This window comes from Actinorhabdospora filicis, assembly GCF_030269765.1.
Lineage (GTDB): Bacteria > Actinomycetota > Actinomycetes > Mycobacteriales > Micromonosporaceae > Actinorhabdospora > Actinorhabdospora filicis.
This window is the reverse complement of sequence record NZ_BSTX01000002.1, coordinates 419,472-443,905: the sequence shown is the minus strand read 5'-3', so window position 1 is coordinate 443,905 and position 24,434 is coordinate 419,472. Positions and strand designations below refer to the sequence as shown.

At 70.5% G+C, this 24,434-nt stretch carries 21 protein-coding genes; all 21 read left to right on the top strand.

The features are described from left to right. Positions 1-1,056: a Gfo/Idh/MocA family protein gene (locus tag QSK10_RS14875; protein WP_285663387.1), complete on the top strand. Its 1,056-nt coding sequence runs from the start codon at positions 1-3 to the stop codon at positions 1,054-1,056. A gap of 131 nt (positions 1,057-1,187) precedes the next feature. Then, the gene (locus QSK10_RS14870; protein WP_285663386.1) at positions 1,188-1,982 is read left to right on the top strand and encodes a protein phosphatase 2C domain-containing protein; all 795 of its coding nucleotides are present in this window, start codon (positions 1,188-1,190) and stop codon (positions 1,980-1,982) included. A 137-nt stretch (positions 1,983-2,119) separates the two neighbouring features. Continuing rightward, entirely contained in the window at positions 2,120-3,790 is a 1,671-nt protein-coding gene (locus QSK10_RS14865; protein ID WP_285663385.1) for an FG-GAP-like repeat-containing protein, read from the top strand. Between the two features lie 244 nt (positions 3,791-4,034). Beyond that, positions 4,035-5,069: a hypothetical protein gene (locus QSK10_RS14860; protein ID WP_285663384.1), complete on the top strand. Its 1,035-nt coding sequence runs from the start codon at positions 4,035-4,037 to the stop codon at positions 5,067-5,069. 283 nt (positions 5,070-5,352) lie between these two features. Beyond that, the gene (locus QSK10_RS14855; RefSeq protein ID WP_285663383.1) at positions 5,353-5,802 is read left to right on the top strand and encodes a hypothetical protein; all 450 of its coding nucleotides are present in this window, start codon (positions 5,353-5,355) and stop codon (positions 5,800-5,802) included. Positions 5,803-6,130: 328 nt separating this feature from the next. Further along, positions 6,131-6,388 carry a hypothetical protein gene (locus tag QSK10_RS14850; protein WP_285663382.1) on the top strand — a complete coding sequence of 86 codons (258 nt, stop codon included), beginning with the start codon at positions 6,131-6,133 and terminating at the stop codon, positions 6,386-6,388. Between the two features lie 448 nt (positions 6,389-6,836). After that, positions 6,837-8,060, top strand: a complete 1,224-nt coding sequence (locus QSK10_RS14845) for a helix-turn-helix domain-containing protein (protein ID WP_285663381.1) — start codon at positions 6,837-6,839, stop codon at positions 8,058-8,060. Between the two features lie 111 nt (positions 8,061-8,171). After that, positions 8,172-8,666 carry a hypothetical protein gene (locus QSK10_RS14840; protein ID WP_285663380.1) on the top strand — a complete coding sequence of 165 codons (495 nt, stop codon included), beginning with the start codon at positions 8,172-8,174 and terminating at the stop codon, positions 8,664-8,666. A 74-nt stretch (positions 8,667-8,740) separates the two neighbouring features. Next, complete coding sequence (locus tag QSK10_RS14835; RefSeq protein WP_285663379.1) at positions 8,741-9,349, top strand: YdcF family protein; 609 nt, start codon at positions 8,741-8,743, stop codon at positions 9,347-9,349. Positions 9,350-9,531: 182 nt separating this feature from the next. Beyond that, positions 9,532-10,368 (top strand): endonuclease/exonuclease/phosphatase family protein, encoded by an 837-nt coding sequence (locus tag QSK10_RS14830; RefSeq protein ID WP_285663378.1) that lies wholly within the window; start codon positions 9,532-9,534, stop codon positions 10,366-10,368. Positions 10,369-10,572: 204 nt separating this feature from the next. After that, complete coding sequence (locus QSK10_RS14825) at positions 10,573-11,619, top strand: LacI family DNA-binding transcriptional regulator (protein ID WP_285663377.1); 1,047 nt, start codon at positions 10,573-10,575, stop codon at positions 11,617-11,619. A gap of 324 nt (positions 11,620-11,943) precedes the next feature. Continuing rightward, positions 11,944-12,834 carry an ROK family protein gene (locus QSK10_RS14820; protein ID WP_285663376.1) on the top strand — a complete coding sequence of 297 codons (891 nt, stop codon included), beginning with the start codon at positions 11,944-11,946 and terminating at the stop codon, positions 12,832-12,834. An 11-nt stretch (positions 12,835-12,845) separates the two neighbouring features. Further along, the gene (locus tag QSK10_RS14815; protein ID WP_285663375.1) at positions 12,846-14,663 is read left to right on the top strand and encodes a class I mannose-6-phosphate isomerase; all 1,818 of its coding nucleotides are present in this window, start codon (positions 12,846-12,848) and stop codon (positions 14,661-14,663) included. Positions 14,664-14,697: 34 nt separating this feature from the next. Next, on the top strand, positions 14,698-15,963 hold the full coding sequence (locus QSK10_RS14810; RefSeq protein WP_285663374.1) for an ABC transporter substrate-binding protein: 1,266 nt from the start codon (positions 14,698-14,700) through the stop codon (positions 15,961-15,963). 103 nt (positions 15,964-16,066) lie between these two features. Next, the gene (locus QSK10_RS14805) at positions 16,067-16,876 is read left to right on the top strand and encodes a carbohydrate ABC transporter permease (RefSeq protein WP_285663373.1); all 810 of its coding nucleotides are present in this window, start codon (positions 16,067-16,069) and stop codon (positions 16,874-16,876) included. 3 nt (positions 16,877-16,879) lie between these two features. Further along, positions 16,880-17,692 carry a carbohydrate ABC transporter permease gene (locus QSK10_RS14800; RefSeq protein WP_285663372.1) on the top strand — a complete coding sequence of 271 codons (813 nt, stop codon included), beginning with the start codon at positions 16,880-16,882 and terminating at the stop codon, positions 17,690-17,692. An 8-nt stretch (positions 17,693-17,700) separates the two neighbouring features. After that, positions 17,701-19,803, top strand: coding sequence for a glucosidase family protein (locus QSK10_RS14795; RefSeq protein ID WP_285663371.1), 2,103 nt, complete (start codon positions 17,701-17,703; stop codon positions 19,801-19,803). Continuing rightward, positions 19,803-20,924, top strand: a complete 1,122-nt coding sequence (locus QSK10_RS14790) for a GDSL-type esterase/lipase family protein (protein WP_285663370.1) — start codon at positions 19,803-19,805, stop codon at positions 20,922-20,924. The genes QSK10_RS14795 and QSK10_RS14790 overlap by 1 nt, the downstream gene beginning before the upstream one ends. A 17-nt stretch (positions 20,925-20,941) precedes the next feature. Beyond that, positions 20,942-22,051: a DUF5005 domain-containing protein gene (locus QSK10_RS14785; protein WP_285663369.1), complete on the top strand. Its 1,110-nt coding sequence runs from the start codon at positions 20,942-20,944 to the stop codon at positions 22,049-22,051. Between the two features lie 152 nt (positions 22,052-22,203). Next, on the top strand, positions 22,204-23,070 hold the full coding sequence (locus QSK10_RS14780) for an alpha/beta fold hydrolase (RefSeq protein ID WP_285663368.1): 867 nt from the start codon (positions 22,204-22,206) through the stop codon (positions 23,068-23,070). 76 nt (positions 23,071-23,146) lie between these two features. Next, positions 23,147-24,400 carry an EamA family transporter gene (locus QSK10_RS14775; protein ID WP_285663367.1) on the top strand — a complete coding sequence of 418 codons (1,254 nt, stop codon included), beginning with the start codon at positions 23,147-23,149 and terminating at the stop codon, positions 24,398-24,400. Positions 24,401-24,434 lie beyond the last annotated feature (34 nt).

The window sequence follows — 24,434 nt, the reverse complement described above, 5'->3', positions numbered from 1 at the left end:
ATGACGACGCGTATCGCGGTGATCGGGCTCGGCGCCATCGCCGTCGAGCACCTGGGCGCCTATCAGAAGAACGAGAACGCCGAGCTCGTCGCCGTCTGCGACATCGACGTGGAGCGCGCCAAGGCGCGTGCCGAGCAGTTCGGCGTCCCGCGCGCCACCGGTGACGTCGCCGAGATCCTCGCCGACGCCGAGGTCGACGCGGTGAGCATCTGCGTCCCCAACACCCTGCACGCCCCCATCGCCGAGGCCGCCCTGCGCGCGGGCAAGGACGTGCTGGTCGAGAAGCCCATGACGGTCACCGTCGGCGAGGCCGAGCGCCTCGTCGCCGCCGTCGAGGAGACCGGCAAGGCCCTGCAGATCGGTTACGTGCGCCGCTTCGCGCCCAACGCCCAGGTCACCAAGCGCTTCCTGGACGAGGGCGAGTTCGGCGACATCTACGCCGCGCGCGCCACCCTCCTGCGCTCGGCCGGGAACCCCGGCGGCTGGTTCGGCGACGTCGACCTCTCCGGCGGCGGCCCGCTGATCGACCTGGGCGTCCACATCATCGACCTGTGCTGGTACCTGATGGGCATGCCCAAGGCCGTGGCCGTGTCCGGCGCGACCTTCGCGCCCCTCGGCGCCCGCGACAACATCCGGCACCTCACCCGCTACCGCGCGGCCTCCGCGGCCCGCCCCAACACCGTGGAGGACTACGCCACCGCGCAGATCCGCTTCGAGAACGGCGCCGTCCTCAACGTGGACACGTCGTACTCGCTGCACGGCCGCAACGAGATCAGCGTCCGCATCCACGGTGAGAAGGGCGGCGCGGAGATCGAGCCCGAGCTGCTGATGGTCACCGAACGCCACGACACCCTGCTCCACGTCCAGCCGCAGATCGACTCCCTCGGCTTCGACTTCCAGGCCGGGTTCGCCAACCAGATCGATCACTTCCTGCGCATCTGCCGCGGCGAGATCCCCGCCGACGCCACCGCCGAGCAGGGCCTGGAAATGGCGCGCATGCTCTCGGCGATCTACGAGTCGGCCCGCGCCGGCGCCGAGGTCACGATCACCCGCTGACCGCGCGGCCGCCCGGAGCCACCACTCCGGGCGGCCACCGCCGGCGACGAGCGGTCTTTCGAGGGTCGGCCCGGCATGTCCTCACCGGGCATACTCACCAGAACCTTCCCCTCGACAGGCAGGAGCGCCCCGTGTTGGACGCCGTGACCGTGACCGAAGCCGCGCCGGGGCACAGCAATGACGACTACTTGCTAGTCGCCGGCCGGTGGGCCATCGTCCTGGACGGGGTGAGCCGCCATCCGGTCGACGACATCGGCTGCGAGCACGGCGTGGGCTGGTACGTGCCGAGGCTGGGGACGCTGCTGGGCGCGGCGATCGAGGCGGCCGATCCGGGCACACCGATGGAGGTACTCCTCGCCCGCGCGATCGAGCGCACGACGGCCGGGCACAACATCACCTGCGACCTGGACAATCCCTTCACCCCCGCCGCGACGGTCGCCGCCGTCCGCCTGGAGGAGGACCGGCTCGACTGGCTGGTCCTCGGCGACGCGGCGGTGGCCTGGCGGCTGTCGGACGGGACTGCCCACGCCGTCAGCGACGACCGCTTGGAGAAGCTCCCGGTGATGCCCATAGTGGACGGTGAATTCCGGCGCCGCGACCCGCACGCGGTAATCGCCCACCGCAACAAGCCCGGCGGGTACTGGGTGGCCGCCTCCGATCCGGCGGCGGCCAAGGAGTCCCTGACCGGTTCGGTTCCGACCGAGCGGCTCGGCGACATCGCGCTGTTCAGCGACGGCGTCACCCGCCTCGTGGAGCGCTACGACCGCACCTGGCGGGACCTGTTCGAGCTGGCCGCCGCCGAGGGCGTGCGCGCCCTGGTGGAGACGGTGCGCGCGGAGGAGGAGAAGGATCCCGAGCCGGATCGCTGGCTGGGCAAGAAACACGACGACGCCACGGCGGTGATGGCCTCGCTGCGCAGGCGGTGAGATCACGGCCTCCGCACCGGCACGGCGCTCGCCACCGTGTCGGCGAGCCCGGGTGAAGAAAATCTCCATCCGGGCCTCCCGGGCCGTATGATCCACCGCATCAGTCGACATTGGACTCTGTGCGAAGGACGGTCGTGATGCGTTCGAGATTGTCGGTCTTACTCCTATCGGCCCTGGTCGGGCTGACCATGCTCACCACGTCGGCCCCGGCCGCCGCCGATGTCGTCACGCCGTCCACGGCGCCCCCGCTACGGTTCGTCAGCTACAACATGTGCGGCAACGTCTGCTCGGACCCGGCCAAGTACGACCTCACCCGCCGCGTCGACTACATCGTCTCCCAGGCCGGCGGCGGCGGCTGGAACGCCGACCAGATCCACCTCCAGGAGGTCTGCCGCGCCCAGTTCGACACGATCCTGAACCGCCTGCGCGGCAAGGGCTTCAACGGCGTCTTCGAGACCACCGTCGCGGCCAGGCCCGGAATCTGCGGCAACGGCGACTACGGCATCGCCATCCTCGTCAAGAGCACCATCACCGAGACGAAGATCCTCCGGCTCGCCAAGGGCGCCGAATCGGAGGAGATCGACGCGCCGTGCGTCAAGAGCTACCTCCAGAACCGGGTGAACTGGGCCTGCTCGGTCCACCTCTACTGGAACGATGAGCCCCTGCGCGTCGCCGAGGCCGAACTCCTCGCCGCCGAGACCAAGGTGTGGCAGGACGCGGGAATCCCGGTCGTGCTCGGCGGCGACTTCAACGCCTACCCGCACGAACCGCCGATGAACTCCTTCTACCGCGGCGGTCTCCCCGGCGGCACCGGGACCTACCGGGAGGCCGACGAGTCGGATACCGAGTACTTCCCGCAGCGTGGCTGCGATCCCGCGCAGGTCACCGGCTGCCGCAGCGGCGAGTTCACCTTCACCGGCGGCAGCGGCGAGTCCAAAATCGACTACCTCTTCCTCAGCGACCGCCACGTCCACAACGTCATCGGCGATTCCCTGCCCCTCGACACCAGGCTCTCCGACCACCGGCTGCTGCGCGCCGCCGCCACCTGGAGCGACTGCGGCAACCCCGGCACCACCACCGCCGGCGTCATCCGCCGCGACGCCACCGGCGCCCTTTACCGCTACTCAGGACGGCCCGGCGGCACCGTCGCACCCGCCTGCAAGTCGGGGACCGGCTGGAACGGCATGACAACGGCCCTCCGCCACGGCGATTTCGACGGCAACGGCTCCGAGGACATCATCGCCGTGGACACCGACGGGCGCCTGTGGCTGTATCCGGCCGACGCCGCCGGGACTTTCACCGGAAGCACCCGGCGGCAGATCGGGACCGGCTGGCAGGTCTATGACGTGCTGCTGGCTCCGGGCGACTTCAACGGTGACGGCAAGCCCGACCTGCTCGGCCGCGACACGTCCGGAGCCCTGTGGTTCTACGCCGGAAACGGCACCGGCGGATACGCCCCCAGGGCCTCGGTCGGGCCGGGCTGGCAGATCTACGACCTGCTGATCGCCCCGGGCGACTTCAACGGTGACGGGAAAGCCGACCTGATCGGCCGCGACACGTCCGGAACCCTATGGTTCTACGCCGGAAACGGCACCGGCGGGCACGCTCCCCGGGTCCGCATCGGTACCGGCTGGCAGATCTACGACGCGCTGGTCGCCGCGGGCGACGTCGACGGCGACGGCAAGCCCGACCTGATCGGCCGCGACACCACCGGCGGCCTGTGGTTCTACGCCGGCAACGGCGCGGCCGGTTACGCCGCACGCACGCAGATCGGGTACGGCTTCCCGGCGGGCGAGCTGATCTTCTAGGAACCGCGCTGATACGGCTCCCGGGATGCGCCCAGGCGATGTCATCGCCTGGATCCCGGGGGCCGCGAAGAAGTCGGCGACCTCGGCCACGCGGCCGGGAGAAGGCGACGTTGCCCACCGGCTGAAGCGCCTGGCATGATCCGGGCATGATCGAAAGAAACGAGTCCTCCGTCCGCCGGTGAGCACGGCACCCGAGCCCGGGCCACTCGGATCCCGGCCCTCACTCTTCGAGCACGCACTTCGGTTGCATCACGCCAACCCCGACGCGCCCCTCGTCGCCGACGGCACACCGTTTCCCGATGAAGGACGGCATCGAGGCCGGAAGCCTCTTCCCAAACCGCCGACGGATCGGCGCCATGAAGGCGCTGACATCGCCGCGGTCCTGGACGCGTACTTCACCGAGCCATCCGCCGCTCCCAGCGAGCTCGCCGAGGCTTTCCATGACCTCTACGTTCCGATCCAGCCCAATGACCACATAGCCGCCGCGGCAGGACGCGCCGACGCCGAACGCGTCCGGGCGACCGGTCGCTGGCTCGTTCGGCACGCCACCGATCGCTGCGCGGTCACCGTCGGACTGGCAATGCTGGCCACCCTGTGGGATGACGATGATCATGCGCTGATCAAGACGATCGGCCTGTTGTCGCACCACTTCGCTCCATTGGCCGTCCGCGCGCTGGAACGGCGTCTGTGGTGTGGCGGCTCGGAGGCGTTGCTGTGGCTGGCCGAGCGGGTCACCGGCTGGGGCCGGGTGTACGTCGTGGAGTCATTGTGCAAGCACGGCCCCAGCACCGCGCGGTCATGGATGTTGCGGCGCGCCTGCGATGGCGACTACCTCAACCGCTACTTCGCCGGACACGTCGCCACCGCAGCTCACTTGCATGAAGCGATCACCGCGGCGAGTCCCGACAGTGAGCTGGTCGACCACACCGGCCTGCTGCTGACCACCATGGCCGACAGTGCCGGTATGGGGGTCACACTCGACGCCTACCCACCGGCGGCCGCCGTGCTGGAGGCCCACTGCGCACACACCGGCCAGCTGGAGCCGTCCGTGGATCGTTTCGTCACGGCCGCGCAGCTGGCCACGTACCTGCGTCAACCCGCGCAGGGACGCATCCCCTGGCCACAGGACGAACGGGAAGGCCTCCTCGCCGGGTACCTCTCGCTACTGGAACGTGAGGATTGGCGGAACGTCGCCCGCTCCGGACTCAGCGCCGGTGACGAGCGTGTCGCCTGGCTTGCCGGGAGGCTCGGCCTTCGGGCCCTCACGGACGAGATCTAAGAGCCCGAAACCGGCGGGGAACCATCGAGGATCCCCGCCGGCCTCACCTCGAACATTCCTCCCTACCCTGCATAACGCCTTGATTGCAATTAGTTAAGCGCCCTTGTCGTCAGCCCTCCGCCGATGCACGATCACTCCTGCTCGTCACTTGATCTCGCCCGGAGTGCCCACACATGTCCTACATGCCCCATCGACTGCGCGCTGGCCCGTTCTCGTACGGTGATCGCGTTGAGACGCCTCGACTGCGGAGCAGTGGCTCACGAGTGCGGGAGAATGAGGCGAGATGATAGTCATAGTGCTGATATGCGCGGTAATGCTGCCCCTTACGACTTTTCAGGTTCGCCGCGTATGGGCTGGTAGGCAGAAGCTCTTCGCTCCGCCGGGGTTCATCTGGTTCTGGGGCGACGGCAGTGCCGCCACGGCCGCCTACCGACGCTCGGTGCCCGCCCTCGGTGTCGGCTTTGGTTCGGTGTGTATCGCCGCGCTCGGTTCTGGCATCTGGCCCCTCATGGGTGGCGCAGGAAAGCCATTCCTCGCCGTGATCTGCGCGATCTTTCTTCCGGTGTTCTTCGCGGCGGCTGTAATCGGCTTCTGGACCATCCCGCTCTTCAATCGCCCGAAGATGCTCGTCCCACCGATGTACCGGGACGAGGACGGGATCATCGCCGCCCGCCGTAAGGCGAGGTCGGCACCGACAGCGCGGGACCCGAAGCACGAGTGGCGCCATCGATGATCTCCCCGGCTACCCACTTCTTCCACGGATGTGGGCTCCGGACTCAGGCCCGGCGGAGCCGAGACCGTCACCGCTGTTCGCTTGAAAGCTCAGAGGCCGCCACGCCCGTCGTGTCCTTCCGCACCAGCGTGCCGGGACGGCGACCGTTCGATGAGGTTGAAGGTTGCTTCTCACTATCTGCCTGATCTGCTGGGCCATAGTCGTCTCGACACCCTTTGGGATCGCCTACGTATGGCGCGGACGAATGCCCCTGCGGCAACCGCCCCCCACCGTCTGGATCTGGGGCCAGTCCACGGCGTCGAAGGAGGCCTTTCGACGAGCCGCTCCGATGGCGTTGATCGGCTTCGGCACCGCGAGTCTGGGAGTCGCGGTCGTGACGAGCGTCCTGACGCCCGAAGGAAGACCCTCCGAGACTGCATCGCCCTTCCTGGTCGCGTGTCTGGGTGTCTTCATGCTGGCGATGACCCTCGCGTACTGGATCATCCCGCTGTTCAATCGGCCCAAGTTCCTCGTTCCGCCGATGTACCGCGCCGAGGACGGCATTATTACGGCCCGCAGAAGGCGGAAGGCCACGGAGAACGGGTGATAGTGCTCAGCTGAGCCGCTACCCGGGCTTGACCGGGATGCGCTCGGGAGCGGCGATCAGCATCGCCGAGAGCGCCCACGATCGGGCGGTGAGACCGGCCGTGGCGTGGACTCACCGCCGCAGGGCCATGGCCGCCGGCACTGTGCGCACCACTGGTCGATCCGGACGAGCCGGTCCTGCCCGTCGCGTTCGTAGAGCGCCACCACCGTGTGCGCCACGCGCGTCTCCTTCAATGGGGGCCGCTCCGGGCCGGTGAGCAAAAACCGGTGGCCTGGTGGCTGTGCCCGGAGCGGATCCCGGGCCGCCGCTCCCTTCAGCGCTCACGGCGACCCGGGCCGACGACCGGCGGAACCGGCCGTCCTCTGTAGCTTGAGGGACACTGGATGTATCGCGCTGTTGTGCCGTGTTGGGGGTCGAAGACCCAACACCGCACAGGTCAGGAGGGCCCGTGGAGACCTACGGCCAGATGCTCCGGGCCCTGCGCGCCGCCCGGCGGATGTCGCTGCGGGAGCTGGAGGCCGACCCCCGGGTCCACACCACCTACTCGCACATCTCCCACATCGAGCACGGCCGCGAGCGCGGCTCCCGGCTCGTCGCCGAACAGCTCGACACCGTCCTGGGCGCCGACGGTCTCCTGCTCGCCGCCTTCGACCGCGAGAACCCCGTCACCGCACCGCCACCGGCGCCCTCTGATGAGATCGCCGCACTGGAGCTCATCCGCGCGGCCACGGTCTCCTCCGTCGGCGACGCGGTCCTGGACGCCCTGGAGGCGAGCTTCGACCGGGCCGCGACCGTCTACGCCTCCACTCCCCCGCGCGAGCTCCTACAGGAGGTGCGCGGGTACGCCGCCTACGCCGCCGGGCTTCTCGGCCAGCGCATGACCCTCGCCCAGCATCGGCGGCTGCTCGTCATCTCCGGGTGGCTGTCCCTCATGGCCGCCACCCTCCACGTCGACCTCGCCGAGGACCGGGCCGTCGCGGCACGCCTGCACGCCACCGCGACGCTCGCGCGCGAGGCCGGGCATCCCGAGCTCATCGCCTGGTGCCGGGAGACCGAGGCATGGCGGCTCGTCACCCATGGCCACTACTCCGCGGCCGCCGACATGGCACGCGGCGCGCAGGCCATCGCCCCGCACGGCTCGTCGGCACGCATCCAGGCCACCGCGCAGGAGGGGCGTGCGCTCGCCCGGCTCGGCGACACCGCCGCCACACGAGCGATCGTCGAGCGCGTGCAGGCGCTGTCCGCGGCGGCCGGGACTCCCGACCAGCCCGGCCACCACTTCCGCTACGACCCCACCAAGGCCATCGCCTACACCGCGACCACGCTCGCCTGGGCCGGGGCCCCAGCCGCCGAAGCGGTCGCACGGCAGGTCATCACCCACCTCGGGGACGGTGAAGACCCGGCCGTCTGGTCCCGGCGTACTGCCGCCGCCCACCTCGACCTCGCGCTCGCCCTGATCGCCACCGACGGTCTGGACGAGGCCGCCGACGCCGCGACCCGCGCGATCGGGTCCGGCCGCGTCGTCCCGTCCAACCACTGGCGGGCACGGGAGGTCGTCGAGGCGACCGAGGCGCGCGGCGTCCCGGGGGCCGGTGAGCTGCGCGAGGCCTACGAGGACCTCGTCGCGCGCCCGGATCGCTGGCACGGCAGGCGCGAGATCACCCCAGGTTAGGTTCGCGTCTCAACTCCTGCAGCGCAGTACCCAAGGACGGTTTCAGGACCGATCGAGGGCACATCTCCATACCGTCACCGCGTCCGCGCACCAGACGAGAAGGAGATCAGAATGCGCACGATCGCACGGCGCCTCGCCACCGGCGCGCTCGCCATCGGCATCATGGCCGGCATCGGCGTGGCCGCCGCACCACTGGCGGCACAGGCGGAGCCGCCCCGCAAGAGCAACACCAAGGTCATCACCTTCGACAACCTGGTCGACCGGAAGATCACCATCACCCTGTGCATCACGCGCAGCGGCGGAAAGGTGCGCTCCCACGCCGTCGTGAAGTGGGAACCCACCTCATCGATCGGCCTCGACGGGATCTTCGAGAAGTTCGAGTTCAATCTCCGCACCGAACGCGACGACGTCGTGAAGTCACGGCACGCCGTCTTCGCCAGGGGCCCGATCAACGCCGAAAGCTCCGGCGAGAAGACCTACTACGGGGACTGGGTCACGGCCGACTCGGCCACCGTGTGGACTACCGACGCCACCGTCCGCTACAACCGTGACGGGGACGGCCAGGGCGACCTGCTCTGGGATCTCACCGGATCCCCGGCCGTGTAGTGACCCGCCCGGCCGCGCTCAGGGACCGGTGGCGCGGCCGGGCGACCTCGAACCACCCGATAACGGAGGACCGCGTGACCGGGGACCTGACGCCCGAGCGCATCGACCGGATGACCGCGTTCGTGGACATCACCGCCCCGCCTCCGGCGGGCTCGCCGGTGGCGGTGTTCATCTTCGGCACCAACCAGATCGCGCCGATCGAGATCGCCGCCGAGCGGTACGCGGCCGGGCTCGCGCCGCTCATCATCGTCACCGGCGGGATCAACCGCCACGACGGACGCGTCGAAGGCCCGTGGCTGCGCGGCGAACTCGCCGCACGCGGCGTGCCCGCCGACGGCATCCGCGTCGAGAGTACGAGCGCGAACACCGAGCAGAACGTCATCAACGCGCGCCCGTTCATCCTCGAAGCGATCGACGCCGGACTGCCCTTGGTGGCGGTGTCCAAGTGGTACCACCGCCGCGCCATCAACGCCCTCGCCACGCATGCGCCCGAGCTGGGGCGCTGGTACGCCATCGGCTACGAGCCGATCTACGCCGGACGCGCCATCACCCGTGAGAACTGGCCGACGCATCCCGACGGGCTCAAGCGCGTGGTGCGCGAGTCCGGCGAGGTGCCGCGCCGGATCGCCGACGGGACGCTCGCCGACGCCACGATCGAGGACGGTGCCTGGCGCCATGTGTAGCCGCCGCTTCTCCGTATACCACCGGGCAACCCCGCCGATGAGCGGATTTCTTGCCGCGTAAGGGATCAAGGGCGCGTGATCTCCGCTAGCCTCGGCGACCGACATCAACTCGCCCCCGTGCCCGGATGTCGGTGATCGGCACGCATCGAACCTCCCGGGCACCCCCACCCCTGGAGCCGCACATGAGCAACACCATCAGCCGCCGCGCACTCGTCGGCGGCGGGCTCGGCCTCGCCGCGGGCGCGCTCGCGCTGGCCGGACCGGCGCAGGCGTCGCCGTACGCGACGATCCGCGTCGCCAGTTTCAACATCCATCACGGCGCCGGGGGCGACAATGTCGTCGACCTGGAGCGCGTCGCGTCGTTCATCGAGTCCTGGGACGTCGACATCGTCGGTCTTCAGGAGGTCGACCGGCACTGGGGTGAGCGCAGTGGCTGGGCCGACCAGCCGGCGTTGCTGGCGAAGCGGCTGGGGATGCGCGTCGTCTATGGCGCCAACCTGGACCTCGCGCCGCCCGCCGAGGGGCTGCCGCGGCGGCAGTACGGGACGGCGATCCTGTCGCGGTGGCCGATCCTGGACTGGAGCAACACTCTGCTGCCGAAGTTTCCGGCCGGTGAGCAGCGTGGGCTGCTGCGGGCGACGGTGCAGGCGCACGGTGCCCGGGTGACCTTCGCCGGGACGCATCTCCAGCACACGAGTGCCGCCGAGCGGCAGGCGCAAGCCGATGCGATCGTGGCGCTGCTCGGCCAGCGCCGGACGGTGCTGGTCGGCGATTTGAACGCCACGCCGGAGCAGCCGGAGATCGTCACGCTCACCGGTGTGTACGCCGATGCGTGGGCGGCGGTCGGGGATGGTCCGGGGTACACCTATGACGCGCTGAATCCGCATGCGCGCATCGATTTCGTGCTCGCCACGCCGGATGTGCGGGCGGTCGGCGCGCGGGTGGTGACCGAGGCCGCGGCGGCCTCCGATCATCTGCCGGTGGTCGTGGAGTACCGGGTGCGCAAGGGAACTCACTAATCCTCACGGGCGGCCCGGGTGTGCCGGGCCGCCCCTGGCCTTCACGTCTTGAGTCACATCGGCGCCGAAACGATGAGGACCACCGAGGAGAGCCGGGCGCCGCTCCCCTTCGGACACACCCGCCCCAACCGGTCGGGGCTCTCGGACATCCCTCGACTACCGTGTGTCCGCGTAGGATCGGCGCACGACGCGTAGGGGGCGGGTATGTCGGCATCGCAGCCAGAGCGGGGTCGTTCCCATCAGCCCACGATCAAGGAGGTCGCGCGGCTGGCCGGGGTGAGCCCGATGACGGCCTCGCGGACGCTCAATGGCGGGCTGAACGTGCGCCCGGACCTGCAGGAGCGGGTCATGGCCGCCGTCCGGGAGCTGGGCTACCAGCGCAATGAGAACGCGCGCAGTCTGCGCCCGGGGCAGCCCAGTGGGCTGATCGGCATCGCGATCACCAACCTGGCCAACCCCTACTACGGCAGCTTCGCCCTCGGCGTCGAGGAGGTCGCCGCCGAGCACGGCCGCCGCATCATCCTGGGCAACACCGGTGAGGACGCCGGGCGCGAGCGGCAGCTGGTCAGCGACTTCATCGGGCGGCAGGTCGACGGGCTGATCCTGGTCCCGACCAGCGGCGACTCGGCGCATCTGCGCCCGGAGCGGCTGGGGGACATGCCGCTCGTCCTGGCCTCGCGGCGGGTGCCGGGCCTGGAGGCCGACACGGTCCTGCTCGACGACGTCGGCGGCGCGTACCGGGGGACGATCTCGCTGCTGGACGCCGGTCACACCCGCATCGGGTTCCTCGGAAACCGCAGTTCGGTCTTCACCGGCGAGCGCCGCTACCGGGGTTTCGAGCAGGCGATGAGCGAGCGTGGTGTGGCGATCGATCCGGCGATCGTGGCCCGTGACCAGCAGGACGTGGACGCCGCCCGCCGCGCGGCGCGGGCGATGCTCGATCGCCCCGACGCGCCCACGGCCATCTTCAGCGCCAACAACCGCAACACCATCGGCGCGCTGCGCGAGATCGGGCGCCGCATCCACGACGGGCTCCCGGGCCCGCGCCCGTCGATCGTGAGCTTCGACGACTTCGAGCTCTCCGAGCTGATGCCGGTGCCGGTCACCGTCATCGACCACGACGGACGCCGGCTCGGCCGCGAGGCGGCGACGCTGCTGTTCACGCGGCTGACCGGGGACGGGGACATGCCCGCGCGGACGGTCGAGCTGCCGGTGACGGTGGAGTTCCCGCGTCCCGGCGAGCGGGCTTGAAAAACCTCATCCGGTCATGGCCGGGCTCTCCGCTGCCCGCGTCCGGGCGGGCGAACCGTGCGGTGAAGATCCATGCGGCCTGATCAGGAGCCGATCTCGCACGATCCGGAACTATCTCGAACACGCCGCTCCCGGGCGCCGGGCTCTGCCCGGCATCGCCCTCAACGACCGATTCACGTGGCATTTCGGGTGACAACCCGGTGAACGCGAGGCCTTGTCAAGCCCACATGTCCGTTGGTAACGTTACCCGCCTTGGTAACGTTACCAACAGTCGGCGTATCATGATCGACTAACGCGTTCGGCACGAACGAGGAGGTGGACGGCATGGAGCTCGGCATCGACTTCGGCGGAACCGTGGTCAAACTCGGGGTCCTCGACCACGGCGTCCCCGTGCGCACCGCCTCCGTCCCGGCCGGCGACGGCGACCTGGAGCGCGTCGAGGACGCCGGACGCGCGCTGCTCGCCCAAACCCCCGCCACCGCCGTCGGCATCGCCGTCCCCGGCGTCGTCGACCGCGCGGCCGCACGCCTCGTCAAGGCCCACGACAAGCACCCGCGCCTGGCCGATCTCGACCTGCGCGCCTGGGCCGACACCGCCTTCGGCCTCCCGGCGGTCGTCGAAAACGACGCCCGCGCGGCCCTGGTCGGCGAGATCTCCACCGGCTCGGCCGCCGGAGCCCGCGACGCCGTCCTGATGACGCTGGGCACCGGCATCGGCACCGCCGCCGTCATGGACGCCACCGTCCTGCGCGGCGCCCACGACCACGCCGGGATCCTCGGCGGGCACCTCACCGTCGACCTGGACGCGCCACTGTGCAACTGCGGCAACGTCGGCTGCGCCGAATCGATCGCCGGAGCCTGGGCACTGCGCCGCGAGCTCGCGAAACGCGGGGACGCCGTGAGCGACGTGCGCGAGATGATCGCCGCCGCCGCGTCCGGCGACGCACACGCCACCGCCCTCTTCGAGCGCGCGATCCGCGCCTGGGGCGCCACCGCCGTCTCGCTCTGCCACGCCTACGACCCCGAGGTCGTGATCCTCTCCGGCGGCGTCATGCGCGCCGGGACGGCCGTGGCCGCCCCCATCGAGGACTACGTCGCGGCTCACCTGTGGACCAGCTCGCACCGGCCGCGCTTCGTCCTGCCCGAGCGGCCGGAGCTGTCGGTGCTGCGCGGGCTGTCCGTCCTCGCCGCCGGTCACGGAAACACCCCCACCTAGAAGGAGCGCGCGTGCCAACCCCGAGTCCGTCCCCCACCGACCCGATCGGACGCTACGAGAAGCGGCCCACCGTGCCGCTTCCGGACGGCGCGCGCGTGCTCACCGGAGCCGCCGCGTGGGCCGCGGTCGCCGAGGCGGCCGCCGGCAAGGGCGCGCGGCTGGTCGTCGTCGACGCCTACCCGGGCGCGGACCTGCCGCTGATCGCCAAGGAGATCGCCGAGGCGCTGCCGGAGTGGCGGATCGTCGACGTCGAGGAGGCCGCGGCCCTCCCCATCGCCGAGATCGACGCGTTCATCGAGGCCAACCTCACCGACGACCGCGTCTTCGGCGTGATGTCGCACGCGACCGTCGACGCCTTCTACGACGCCGGGCGCCTGGCGGCCACCGCCGCCTCGGCCGCCGACCGTCCCACCGTCCTGCTCGGCTGGGGCGCCGACCTGGTCGCGCGCCTGACCGAGTCCCCGTACGTGCTGGTGCTGGCCGACATGGCGCGCTGGGAGATCCAGCTGCGCCAGCGCCTCGGCGCCACCAACTGGCGCGCGCGGAACCCCGAGGAGGACCGGCTGCGCAAGTACAAGCGCGGGTTCTTCGTGGAATGGCGCATGGCCGACCGCCACAAGATGACCATGTTCGACCGCCTCGACTTCGTCTACGACGCCAGCGCGCTGGGCGCCGCAGAGGACGCCGGGCGCGCGCCCGGGATGATCACCGGCGAGGCGTTCCGGACCGCGATCGCCGACACCGCGCACCGCCCGTTCCGGGTCGTGCCGTTCTTCGACCCCGGCTCCTGGGGCGGGCAGTGGATGAAGCGCAAGCTGGACCTCGACCCGTCCAAACCGAACTACGCCTGGTGCTTCGACTGCGTCCCGGAGGAGAACTCGCTGCTGCTGGCCGACGCCGACGGCGCGGTCGTGGAGGTCCCGTCGCTGGACCTGGTGCTCACCCAGCCGCGCGCGCTGCTCGGCGAGCGCACCTTCGCCCGCTTCGGCGCGGAGTTCCCGATCCGTTTCGACTTCCTGGACACCATGGAGGGCGGGAACCTCTCGCTGCAGGTGCATCCGCTGACCGATTACATCCAGCGGACCTTCGGGATGCACTACACCCAGGACGAGTCGTATTACATGCTCGACGCCGGTGAGGGCGCGCACGTGTACCTGGGGTTCAAGGACGGCGTCGACCGCGAGGCGATGATGGCCGACCTGCGGGTCGCCGAGACCGGTGGCGCGCCCTTCGAGGCCGAAAAGTACGTGAACACGTTCCCGGCCAAGAAGCACGACCACTTCCTGATCCCGGCCGGGACGATTCACAGCTCGGGCGCCGACTCGATGGTCCTGGAGATCTCGGCGACGCCGTTCATCTTCACCTTCAAGCTGTGGGACTGGGGCCGCCTGGGCCTGGACGGCATCCCGCGCCCGGTGCACCTCGATCACGGCGAGGCGAATCTGGAGTGGTACCGCGACACGGCCTGGACGGAGGCGAATCTCGTCAACCGGGTCGAGCGGCTGTGGGAGGCCGACGGTGTGGTCGAGGAGCGCACGGGCCTGCACGAGCTGGAGTTCATCGAGGTCCGCCGCCACTGGTTCGACGATGAGGCCGCCCATGACACCCAGGGCACGGTGAACGTGCTGAACCTGGTGGAGGGCGATGAGGCCGAAGTCGTCAGCCCGACCGGCGCGTTCGCGCCCTACCGGATCAACTACGCCGAGACGTTCATCGTGCCCGCCGCCGTCGGGCCCTACATCGTCCGGCGGACCGAGCGCTCGCGTGCGACGCGCTTCGGCACCCTCAAGGCCTCGATCCGCGGTACGCGCATCGGCCAGATCGACTGACCCTCCCCGCCCCCGCAGAACAAAGGAGTTCGACATGAGATCGCCGAAGGCACTCCTCGGCGTCACCGCCGTGGTGACGGCCGCCCTGGTGCTGGCCGCGTGTGGCAAGGGTGGTGGCGACGACACCGGCGCCACCACGGGCACGCTGGATTTCTACACCAACAAGGCCGCCTGGGAGCCCGACTTCACCGAGCTGAACGCCGACAGCAAGAGCGGCGCGCAGATCGAGCTGAAGTTCACCGGGTACTCCGACGCCGCCCAGTACGACGCGTTCATCCGGCAGTCGTTCCGCACCGACAAGAGCCCGGGGCTGTTCACGTGGCAGACCGGTCCGCAGCTGGCCGAGGTGGTCAAGGAGGGCCTGGTCGCCGAGACCACCGACATCTGGACGAAGGCGGTCAACGAGGGCTGGGTCTCGCCCGGTTTGCGCGACACCTACACCTATGACGGCAAGCAGTACTGCGTGCCGATGAACATCGCCTACTGGGTCATGTACTACAACAAGAAGGTCTTCGCCGAGCAGAACATCGCGGTGCCGACCACGTGGGCCGAGCTGGACGCGGCGGCGACCAAGCTGAAGGGCGCGGGCGTCACCCCGTACTACCAGACGAGCACGCTGTTCACGTTCCCGTGGTTCCAGCAGCTGGTCGCCGGCACCGACCCGGCCCTCTACAAGGGACTGGCGACGGGTGAGGTCAAGTACACCGACCCGCGCATCGTGGAGATCATGAAGACCTGGCGCGCGCAGGAGGACGCGGGCTGGTTCAGCGACCCGGGCAGCACCGTGGACCCGGCCGTCGGCCTCAAGCAGGGCGACTACGCGATGATCAACTTCGGGTCCTTCTTCAACGGCTCCCTGGACGGCGCCGGGATGAAGTCCGGGGAGGACTACGACATGTTCGTCATCCCCGCGGTCAACCCCGCGCTGACCAACACCCCCGTCGCGGTGGAGTCGGGGCCGCTGTGCGTGGCCGCCAACTCCTCGCAGAAGACCCTGGGCCTGACCTACTCGCAGTGGTGGATGTCGCCGGAGGCGCAGACCGCGTGGAGCAAGGCGCGCGGTGACGTGGCCTTCAACCCCAAGGCGACCGTGGCCGATCCGATGCTGCAGAAGCTGGGCACGACCGTCGCCGGTGGCGGCCACGAGACCTTCGACCGCTACTACGAGGCGACGCCGACGCCGATCCTGACCGTCGCGCTGGAGCAGTTCGGCGCGTTCATCGCCAACCCCGGTGACCCCCTCCCGTTCCTGGAGGCCATCCAGGCCGAGGCGGACAAGTACTGGGCGGAGAAGAAGTAGACCCATGGCCTCAGCCGACGAGCCCGTGAGGGCCAGGAGCCGTAGAGGGGCCGACCGGTACCGCTGGTCGGCCCGGGGGTTCGTCGCGCCGGGAGTGTTCCTGGTGGCGGTACTCCTCTACCTGCCACTGCTGTGGACGACGTTCCTCAGCCTCACCGACTACAACGGGCTGCGCGACCCGGAGTGGACCGGCATCGACAACTACACCGAGATGTTCTCCGACCCGCAGTTCGTGGGCTCCATGCTCAATACGCTGCTGTGGGTCGCCGGGACGCTCATCGTCCCGGTCGGCATCGGCCTCGGCGTCGCGCTGCTGACGTGGAACCTCAAGGGCGGGACGTGGCTGCGGCTGCCGTTCCTGATCCCGTATGCGCTGTCGGGGATCGGTGTCGGCGTCATCTGGTCGTTCATCCTGGGCAGCAACGGCGCCCTCGACCAGGCCCTGGCCGCCTTCGGGATCGCCGACACCCCCCGCTGGCTGCTCGACTCGCCGCTGAACACGATCGTGATGATCGGCGCGACGGCCTGGCAGGGCGTCGGGGTCAACGCGCTGCTGTTCACCATCGGGCTCCAGTCGATCCCCAAGGAGCCCCTGGAGGCCGCGCGCCTGGACGGCGCGACCGGGTTCCGGCTCTTCCGCAGCATCCTGTGGCCGATGCTGCGGCCGCTGACCGCGGTGGTGGTCGGGCTGTCGATCGTGGCCAGCCTCAAGACCTTCGACATCGTGCAGGGCATGACCAAGGGCGGGCCCGGCCAGTCCTCGGAGACCCTCGCCTTGACGATGTACAAGAAGACCTTCGTCAACAGCGACTACGGCCTGGGCTCGGCGATCGCGGTGTTCCTGACGGTCGTGACGCTGATCGCCTCGATCCTCTACCTGCGCCAGCAGCTGTCCAGCAAGCACGAGGGCTGAGCCATGTCCCGAGTCATTCGCACCACCGTCCTGGCCGTCCTCGGCCTGATCTGGCTGCTGCCGGTCTACCTGCTGGTCATCAACGCCGCCAAGGCGCCGGCGACGTTCACCACGACCCAGTCGTGGAAACCGACCGACTTCTCGCTGCTGGACAACTTCGGCGAGGCCGTCCGCCTGTCCGGGCTCTCCGAGAGCATCGTGGCGACCCTGATCTACGCACTCGTCGCACCGGCCATCGCCGTCGTCGTCGGCGCGGCGGCCGGATTCGCCATCGTCGCCCTGAAACTCAAGCGCGGCTTCCTGTGGTTCGTGGTCATCTTCGGCGGGACCGTCTTCCCCATCCAGATGATCCTGCTGCCGCTCTTCGACGCCTACTCGCGCATGAGCCTCTTCGACACCAAACTCGGCATGATCATCGTCTACGCCGCCGTCTCCATCCCGTTCTCGGCGTTCGTGATGCGCAACTTCTTCACCGGCATCGCCCACAACGTCTTCGAGGCCGCCGTCATCGACGGCGCCTCCACCTGGCGCATCTTCGCCCGCGTCTACCTGCCGATGGCCTCCAGCGCGCTGGTGGCGATCTTCATCCTCCAGGCCACCTTCATCTGGAACGACTTCCTGCTCGGCCTGGTGCTCAGCCAGTCCGGCGACGTCCGCCCCATCGTGACCAGCCTCGCCGGGATGCAGAGCACCTACGGCGGCGCGCAGATGTCGGTCGTGCTCGCCGGCGGCCTGCTGGTCTCGCTGCCGACGGTCGTGCTGTTCCTGTTCACGCAGAAGTTCTTCGCCCGCGGCCTCGCCCTCGGGCAGTACTAGGAGCCCTCATGCGCCTCGTCCCCACCGTCGACGACCTCGCCGCCGACCCCGTCGCGCATCACTACGACGACATGATCGCGCCCAGCGGGCTGACCAACTTCCTGGGCACCACCCGCGTCGAGCACGACCTGACCGCCATCAGCGCCGTCACGTTCCCGCCGGTCTCGCAAGGGCTGACGCGGACGGCGGTGTGCTTCGTCGACGGGCGTCTCGTGGAGTCCTACGGGGCTGCGATCACTCACGAGTGGCGCCCGGACCGGGTCCTGCGCGGCGTCTCGCTGCCGGGCCTGGAGCTGACCACCGTCACCGTCTGCGTCCCGGGTGAGACGGCCGTGGCCATCGACGTCCGCGTCACCAACACCGGCGAGACGCACCGGACCGTGCCCGTCTCGCTGACCCTGGCCGCCGGTGTCACCCGCAGCGGTCAGGCGTGGCTGGACGCGGTCTCGCCCGAGGCCCGCAACCGCGCCTCGGCCGGGTCCTCGCGTCTGGCCTTCAGCGACGGGACCGCCTGGAGCGTGCAGGGCGTGGACACCGAGGCCGTCGTCCGCCTCTCCGGCATCGCACCGGCCTCGGCCGAGCACGAGGTCGGCATCGGCGGCATCGAGCGCGGCGGCGAGGTCACCGTCGCCCTCGACATCGCACCCGGCGCCACCGCGCGCTTCGGGTACGTCCACGCCGTGGCGGCCACCGAGGCCGAGGCGCACGCGGTGTTCGAACGCGCCACCACCGACGTGGCCGCGACCGTCGCGGCCACCGAGGACTACTGGAACGGGCAGCTGTCGGCCGCCTTCGAGCCGGGCAACACCGAGTTCTCCGGGCACCTGCCGGTCCTGGAGACCTCCTCGGCGGCGCTGCGGCGGCTGTACTGGTGGGGCGTCCTGGGCGTCATCTGGTTCCGCCGCGACTACACAGGCAACGTCCTGGGCCGCAGCTACGACACCCTCATGCCCAACTACTGGGCGACCACCACGTTCATCTGGGACTACAGCCTCAGCTCCATCACCCACGCCCTGCTCGACCCGGCGCCCATGCGCCGCCAGCTGGAGCACTGGATCGCCTCCGACATCCACACCCACTTCGGGACCTCGTCACTGACCGGCGGGCCCGTCGGGCGCTGGTACTCCGTCAACGACTACGCCATGACCCGCCTGGTCCACGACTACCTCCGCTTCACCGGCGACACGAGCCTGCTGGACGAAACCCCCGGCGGACGCGCGGTCAGCGAGCACCTGCGCGACTGGGCCCTGGCCTGGCAGGGCCTGCGCGGCGCCTCACCCCTGGCCGACTACGGCGAGATCGACAACCTGCTGGAGTGCGTCAGCTCCTACACCCACGAGGTCGCCAGCCTCAACGCGGCCAACGTGTGGAACATGCGCACCGCCGCCCGCATCCTGTCCGCCCACGGCGAGGACACCGCCGCGCTGGACAAGGAGGCCGACGCGCTGGTCCCGGCCGTCCTCGACCTCTACGTGCCCGGCACCGGCCACTTCGCCGCCCGCCAGCCCGACGGCACCCGCGTGCCCGTCCGCCACGTCTACGACTTCAGCATCGTCGGCACCACGATCCCCGGCGACCTCGACCCCGCCACGCGAGCCGAGATGGTGGACTTCTTCACCCGCGAGCTGCGCACCGAGACCTGGGTGCGCTCACTGTCGCCATGGGACCCCGACGCCAGCTTCAGCGTCCGCCCCGACCACCAGTGGAACGGCGCCTACCCCGCCTGGCCCGCCGACGCCGTCCGAGCCCTGGTCGCCCTCGGCGAGCCCGCCGCGGCCGCCTCGTGGCTGCCGGGACTGGCCCGCTCGGCCAACCAGGGTCCGCCCGGGCAGGCGCACTTCACCGAGGAGGCCATGCCCACCGTCGCCGGTGGCGCGCGCAAGGCTCCCCCGCAGCTGCCGTACATCATCGACTGGTCGTGCTCCTCGGCCGGCGCCTACGTCGCGCTGGTCATCGAGTCGTTCTTCGGCGTCGACCCCACCGTGGACGGTCCCCTTACCTCTGCCGAGGGTTGCGTGACCGAGCTCGACCCGGACGCGGTCCTGCGCGGGCTGCGCGTCGGCGAGCGGATCGTCGACGTCCACGCCGACGGCCGCGTGGTGGACGCCTGATGCGTCCCGTCGCCCTGTCGGCGTCCATGATCCGGGGCGCGGTGGAGATCGAGGAAACCCCGCGCGGACTGCTCCCCCACCGGCTGCCCGCCCGGGCCAGGCGGCAGATCCCCGACACCTTCATGGTCCAGACCAGCGCCGAGAGCGCCGGAGTCCGCCTCGCCTTCCGCACCGCCGCGAGCGTCCTCGAACTGGACGTGCAGGCGCGGCGGCTGGCCTCCGACGCCACCACTCCCCTGCCGCCGAGCGTCTACGAGCTGACCTCCGGTGGCGCCGTGGTGGCCTCGGCGTCGGTACCGGCCGGGTCGCGCTACCTGTTCACCTTCGACGACCCCGGCGGCGAGGTCGTCGCCGGGCCCGACGCCACCGTCCGCTTCACCGGACTCGGCACCGGCGGCGAGCGCGACCTGGAGCTGTGGCTGCCCTACTACGACCGGGTGGAGCTGCTCGGGCTGCGCGCCGACGCACCCGTGACCGCTGTGGAGCCGTCCGGGCCGCGCTGGGTGCACCACGGCAGCTCCATCAGCCACGGCTACCGCGCCGAGACCACCACCGGCACCTGGCCGGTGGTGGCCGCGCTGCGGACCGGGACCGCGCTGACCAACCTCTCCTTCAGCGGCAACGCGATGCTCGACCCGTTCACCGCCCGCACCATCCGCGACACCCCCGCCGACCTCATCACCCTCAAGACCGGCATCAACCTCATCAGCGGCGACGTGATGCGCATGCGCGCCTTCCGCCCCGCCCTCGACGGGTTCCTCGACACCATCCGCGACGGCCACCCGGACACCCCCATCGTGGTCGTCTCCCCCATCTGGTGCGAGCCGGTGGAGTCCGTGGCCGGGCCGACCACACAGGACCCGTCACGCACCGAGGAATGGTCGATCGCCGTCGGCACCGCCGACGACGTGGAGGCGGGCAAGCTCTCGCTGCGGTCGATCCGCGAGGCCACCGCGTCCATCGTGGACCGGCGCGGGGACGCCCATCTGCGCTACCTCGACGGGCTCACCCTCTACGGCCCGGCCGACGCCGCGGCCATGCCCCTGCCGGACAACCTCCACCCCGGCCCCGACGTCCAGCGCCTGATCGGCGAGCGCTTCGCCGACCTGGTCCTGCGCTAACAAAGGAGCAGACCACAATGTCCCTCCGCACCCTCTCCACCGGTACCGCCCTGGTCACCGGCCTCATCGCCCTGGCCGTCCCCGCCGCCGCGCAAGCCGCGCCCAACTGCGACCCGCGCGTCTCGTCCTCGGTCAACGAGGAGCTCACCGAGCGCTTCGGCACCTACGGCGACACCGCCGGACGCTGGACCGGCGCCGACTCCGCCTACAGCGTCCCGCTGCCCGACGGGTCGATCGCCTGGATCTACTCCGACACCTTCCTCGGCGAAGTCGACGCCAACCACGGCAGGCCGCAGGACTCGCCCTTCGTGCACAACTCGATCGTCGTGGACGACGACGGCGAGCTGACCACCTACACTGGCGGCACGGCGTCCGCGCCGGAGTCGCTGGTGAAGGTCGCCGGCGCCGATGAGACCCAGCGCTGGTACTGGTTCGGCGACGCCACTGTCGAGGGCGATTCCCTGCGGGTGATGCTGCTGGAGTTCGTCAAGACCGGCACCGGCGTCTTCGACTTCGCCTTCGCCGGCAACGCCGTGGCCACCTTCGACACCGGCGACATGAGCCTGACCGGCGTCACCGAGCTGCCCGAGTCCACCATCAACTGGGGCTCGGCGTTCTACGAGGACCCCTCCGACGGCTACACCTACGTCTTCGGCGTCGAGGACCTCCAGGCGCACAAGTACGCCCACCTCGCCCGCGTCCCCAGCGGCGAGCTCACCACCTCCGCCTGGGAGTACTTCAACGCCGGGGTCTGGGGGACGACGTCCGGGCGGATCCTGGAGGGGGTGTCCAACGAGTTCAGCGTGACGCGCTACCAGGGACGCTTCACCCTCGTCACCGGCGACGCCACCGAGCCGCTCTCCGCGAAGATCGTGGCCTACCGGGCGTCCAGCATCGAAGGGCCCTACACCGGCAAGACCGTGCTGTACACGACCCCGGAGACCGGCGGCAACGTCTTCACCTACAACGCCAAGGCCCACCCCGAGCTCGGCAACGGGCACCGGCTGCTGATCACCTACAACGTCAACAGCTTCAACACCGGCGACCTGTACACCGAGGTCGACAACTACCGTCCGCGCTATGTGGACGTGTCGGTGAAGTTCCCGCACGCGCGGCCCTGCCGCTGACGGTGCGAAAGCCACGGCCGGTGCCCCCAATGACGCGGGCACCGGCCGTCTCGTGTCTTTGAGAACCGGCGTGCCCCCTGCGGCGGCGTGTGTCTGCGTAGAGTCGGGCCCGGATCCCCGCGACCCCCGGGGCTGAAGGGACGGCCGGACCGATGCGCCCCAGCGACCTGCCCACCACCGTCACCGACCTGGCTGCAGGGCCGATCGAGTACCGATTCGACCGCCATGGCGACGAGACCGTGGTGATCTTCTACGGCGGGCACATGCGCGCCGGGCTCGCCCTGGGCGAGGCCGACTTCACCGGCGCCGGCTACAGCGTCCTGGTGCCCTCCCGGCCCGGATACGGCCGCACCCCACTGACCACCGGCACCACACCCGCCGGTTTCGCCGACGTCACCGCCGAGCTGTGCGCCCACGTGGGCGTCGGCCGTCTCGCGGCCGTGGTGGGCGTGTCCGCCGGTGGCCGCACCGCCGTCGCCATGGCCGCACGCCACCCGCGCCTGGTGGAGCGCCTGTTACTGGAAAGCGCGGTGAGCTTCCAACCCTGGCCGGGCCGGTTCACCCGGCTGGGCGCGCGGGTGGTCTTCCACCCGGCCGCCGAGCGGGCCACCTGGGCGATGATGCGGGCCCTCCTACGCACGGCCCCCACGCTGGGGCTCCGCTCGCTCATGGGCAGCCTCTCGGCCAAGCCCGTCGGGGACGTCCTGGCGGCGCTGACACCCGCCGAGCGCGAGACGGCCATCGGCCTGTTCGCCCGCATGCGCTCGGGCGCCGGATTCTGCAACGACCTCATCGCGTGCCCCGACCTCACCGCCGAGGTCGTCCAGCCGGCACTGGTCATCGCCACCCGCACCGACGCCGCGGTGCCCTTCGCGCACGCCGAGGCGCTCACCGCGGGCATCCCCCACGCCCGGCTCCTGGAGTCCACTGCCGACGGTCATCTCATCTGGCTCTCCCCCGATCACCGGGCCGTCACCGAGCAGATCCGCCACTTCCTCAGCACCCCGCTAACCGACTAAACACTTAGCCGGTTGCGCCGGTTGATCATGCCGTGCCACACTCCTCACCGTCAAACACGTTAGATGGTGAGGAACCGTGAACGGAACAAGGCTGGTCATAGCGGCGATCGTCGCGCAGGCCGTGACCAACGGACTGCTCTCCGACCGCCTCGACGGCGACGAGAGCCTGCTGCTGTCCCTCATCGCTTTCGGCGCCTCCGCCCTCGCCGCGGGCATCATCCAAAGACGCCGACACGGCGTGAGACCCCGCGAGCCGCTGCGAGGAGAGCGCCTGCGCGTGATGGCGCTCCTCAACGGCGCCACCGCGGTCACCTTCCTCGGCTTCTACACCGCCCTGACCCTCGCCCCCGCCGCCCTGGCCGCCGCGATCGAGACGGGGATCGGGCCGCTGGCACTCGCACTCGGCGCGCTACGACGGCCCAACACCAGGGACCTGCGCGCCGTCCTCCTCGGCGCCGCGGCCCTCGCCCTCGCACTCGGAGCCGCCCTGCGCGCCTCCACCGGCGAAACGACGCACTCCGCCATCGAGCTCAGCGGCGGCCTCGCCCTCGCCGCCATCGCCGGTATCACGGCCGCCGGCATCGCGACCCTCTCGCACCGGCTCGGCAGGCTCGACGTGTCACCGGTGACCGTGACGGCGCACCGCTTCCACCTCACCTACCTGCTCGCCCTCGGCCTCCTGCTGCTCCACCCCGGCGACGCCATCGGCTCCCTCACGAGCGCGACCGGCGCGCTCATCGTGCCGCTCGCGCTGCTCGGCGTCGCGCTGCCCCTGTTCGTCCTCCAGTTCGGCATGCAGCGCACCCCGCCCATCGTGGTCACCCTGCTCGCCTCGGGCGTCCCGGGCATGACCTACCTGGTGGCCGTCGTCGCGGGCAGCCAGGACTTCGACGCGCTCACCTTCGTCCTGATCAACGGAAGCCTGGTCCTGGCCTTCCTCGGTCCCAGGCTCATCCGGCCGAAGCGCCGCCCTCCCGGTCCGGGAGGTGCGTCCACAGTGGATGCGGCCGCCCCCCACCGAACGGCCACGAGTGGAACACTGCATGAACGGCCCGCCCTAGTGCGGCGGGCACGAACACGGGGAGTATTCATGGAGTCATTCGAACGTTCAACGAGCCCCACGGCCCGGCCGGGCCGGTCCCGCCGCATCCTCATCGCCGCCGCGATCGCCGCCCTCGCGGTCGCCGGAATCATCTGGGGCGCACCCTCGGCCGGCGACGGGCCGACCGCGCCCACGACGGTCGCCGGAAGCGGCTGGGGCGCACCCTCCGCCGGCGACGGGCCGACCGCGCCCACGACGGTCGCCATCAAGGGGATGTTCGCGCAGTAGCCGCCGACCGGCCCCCAAGCCACGGCCGGTGCCC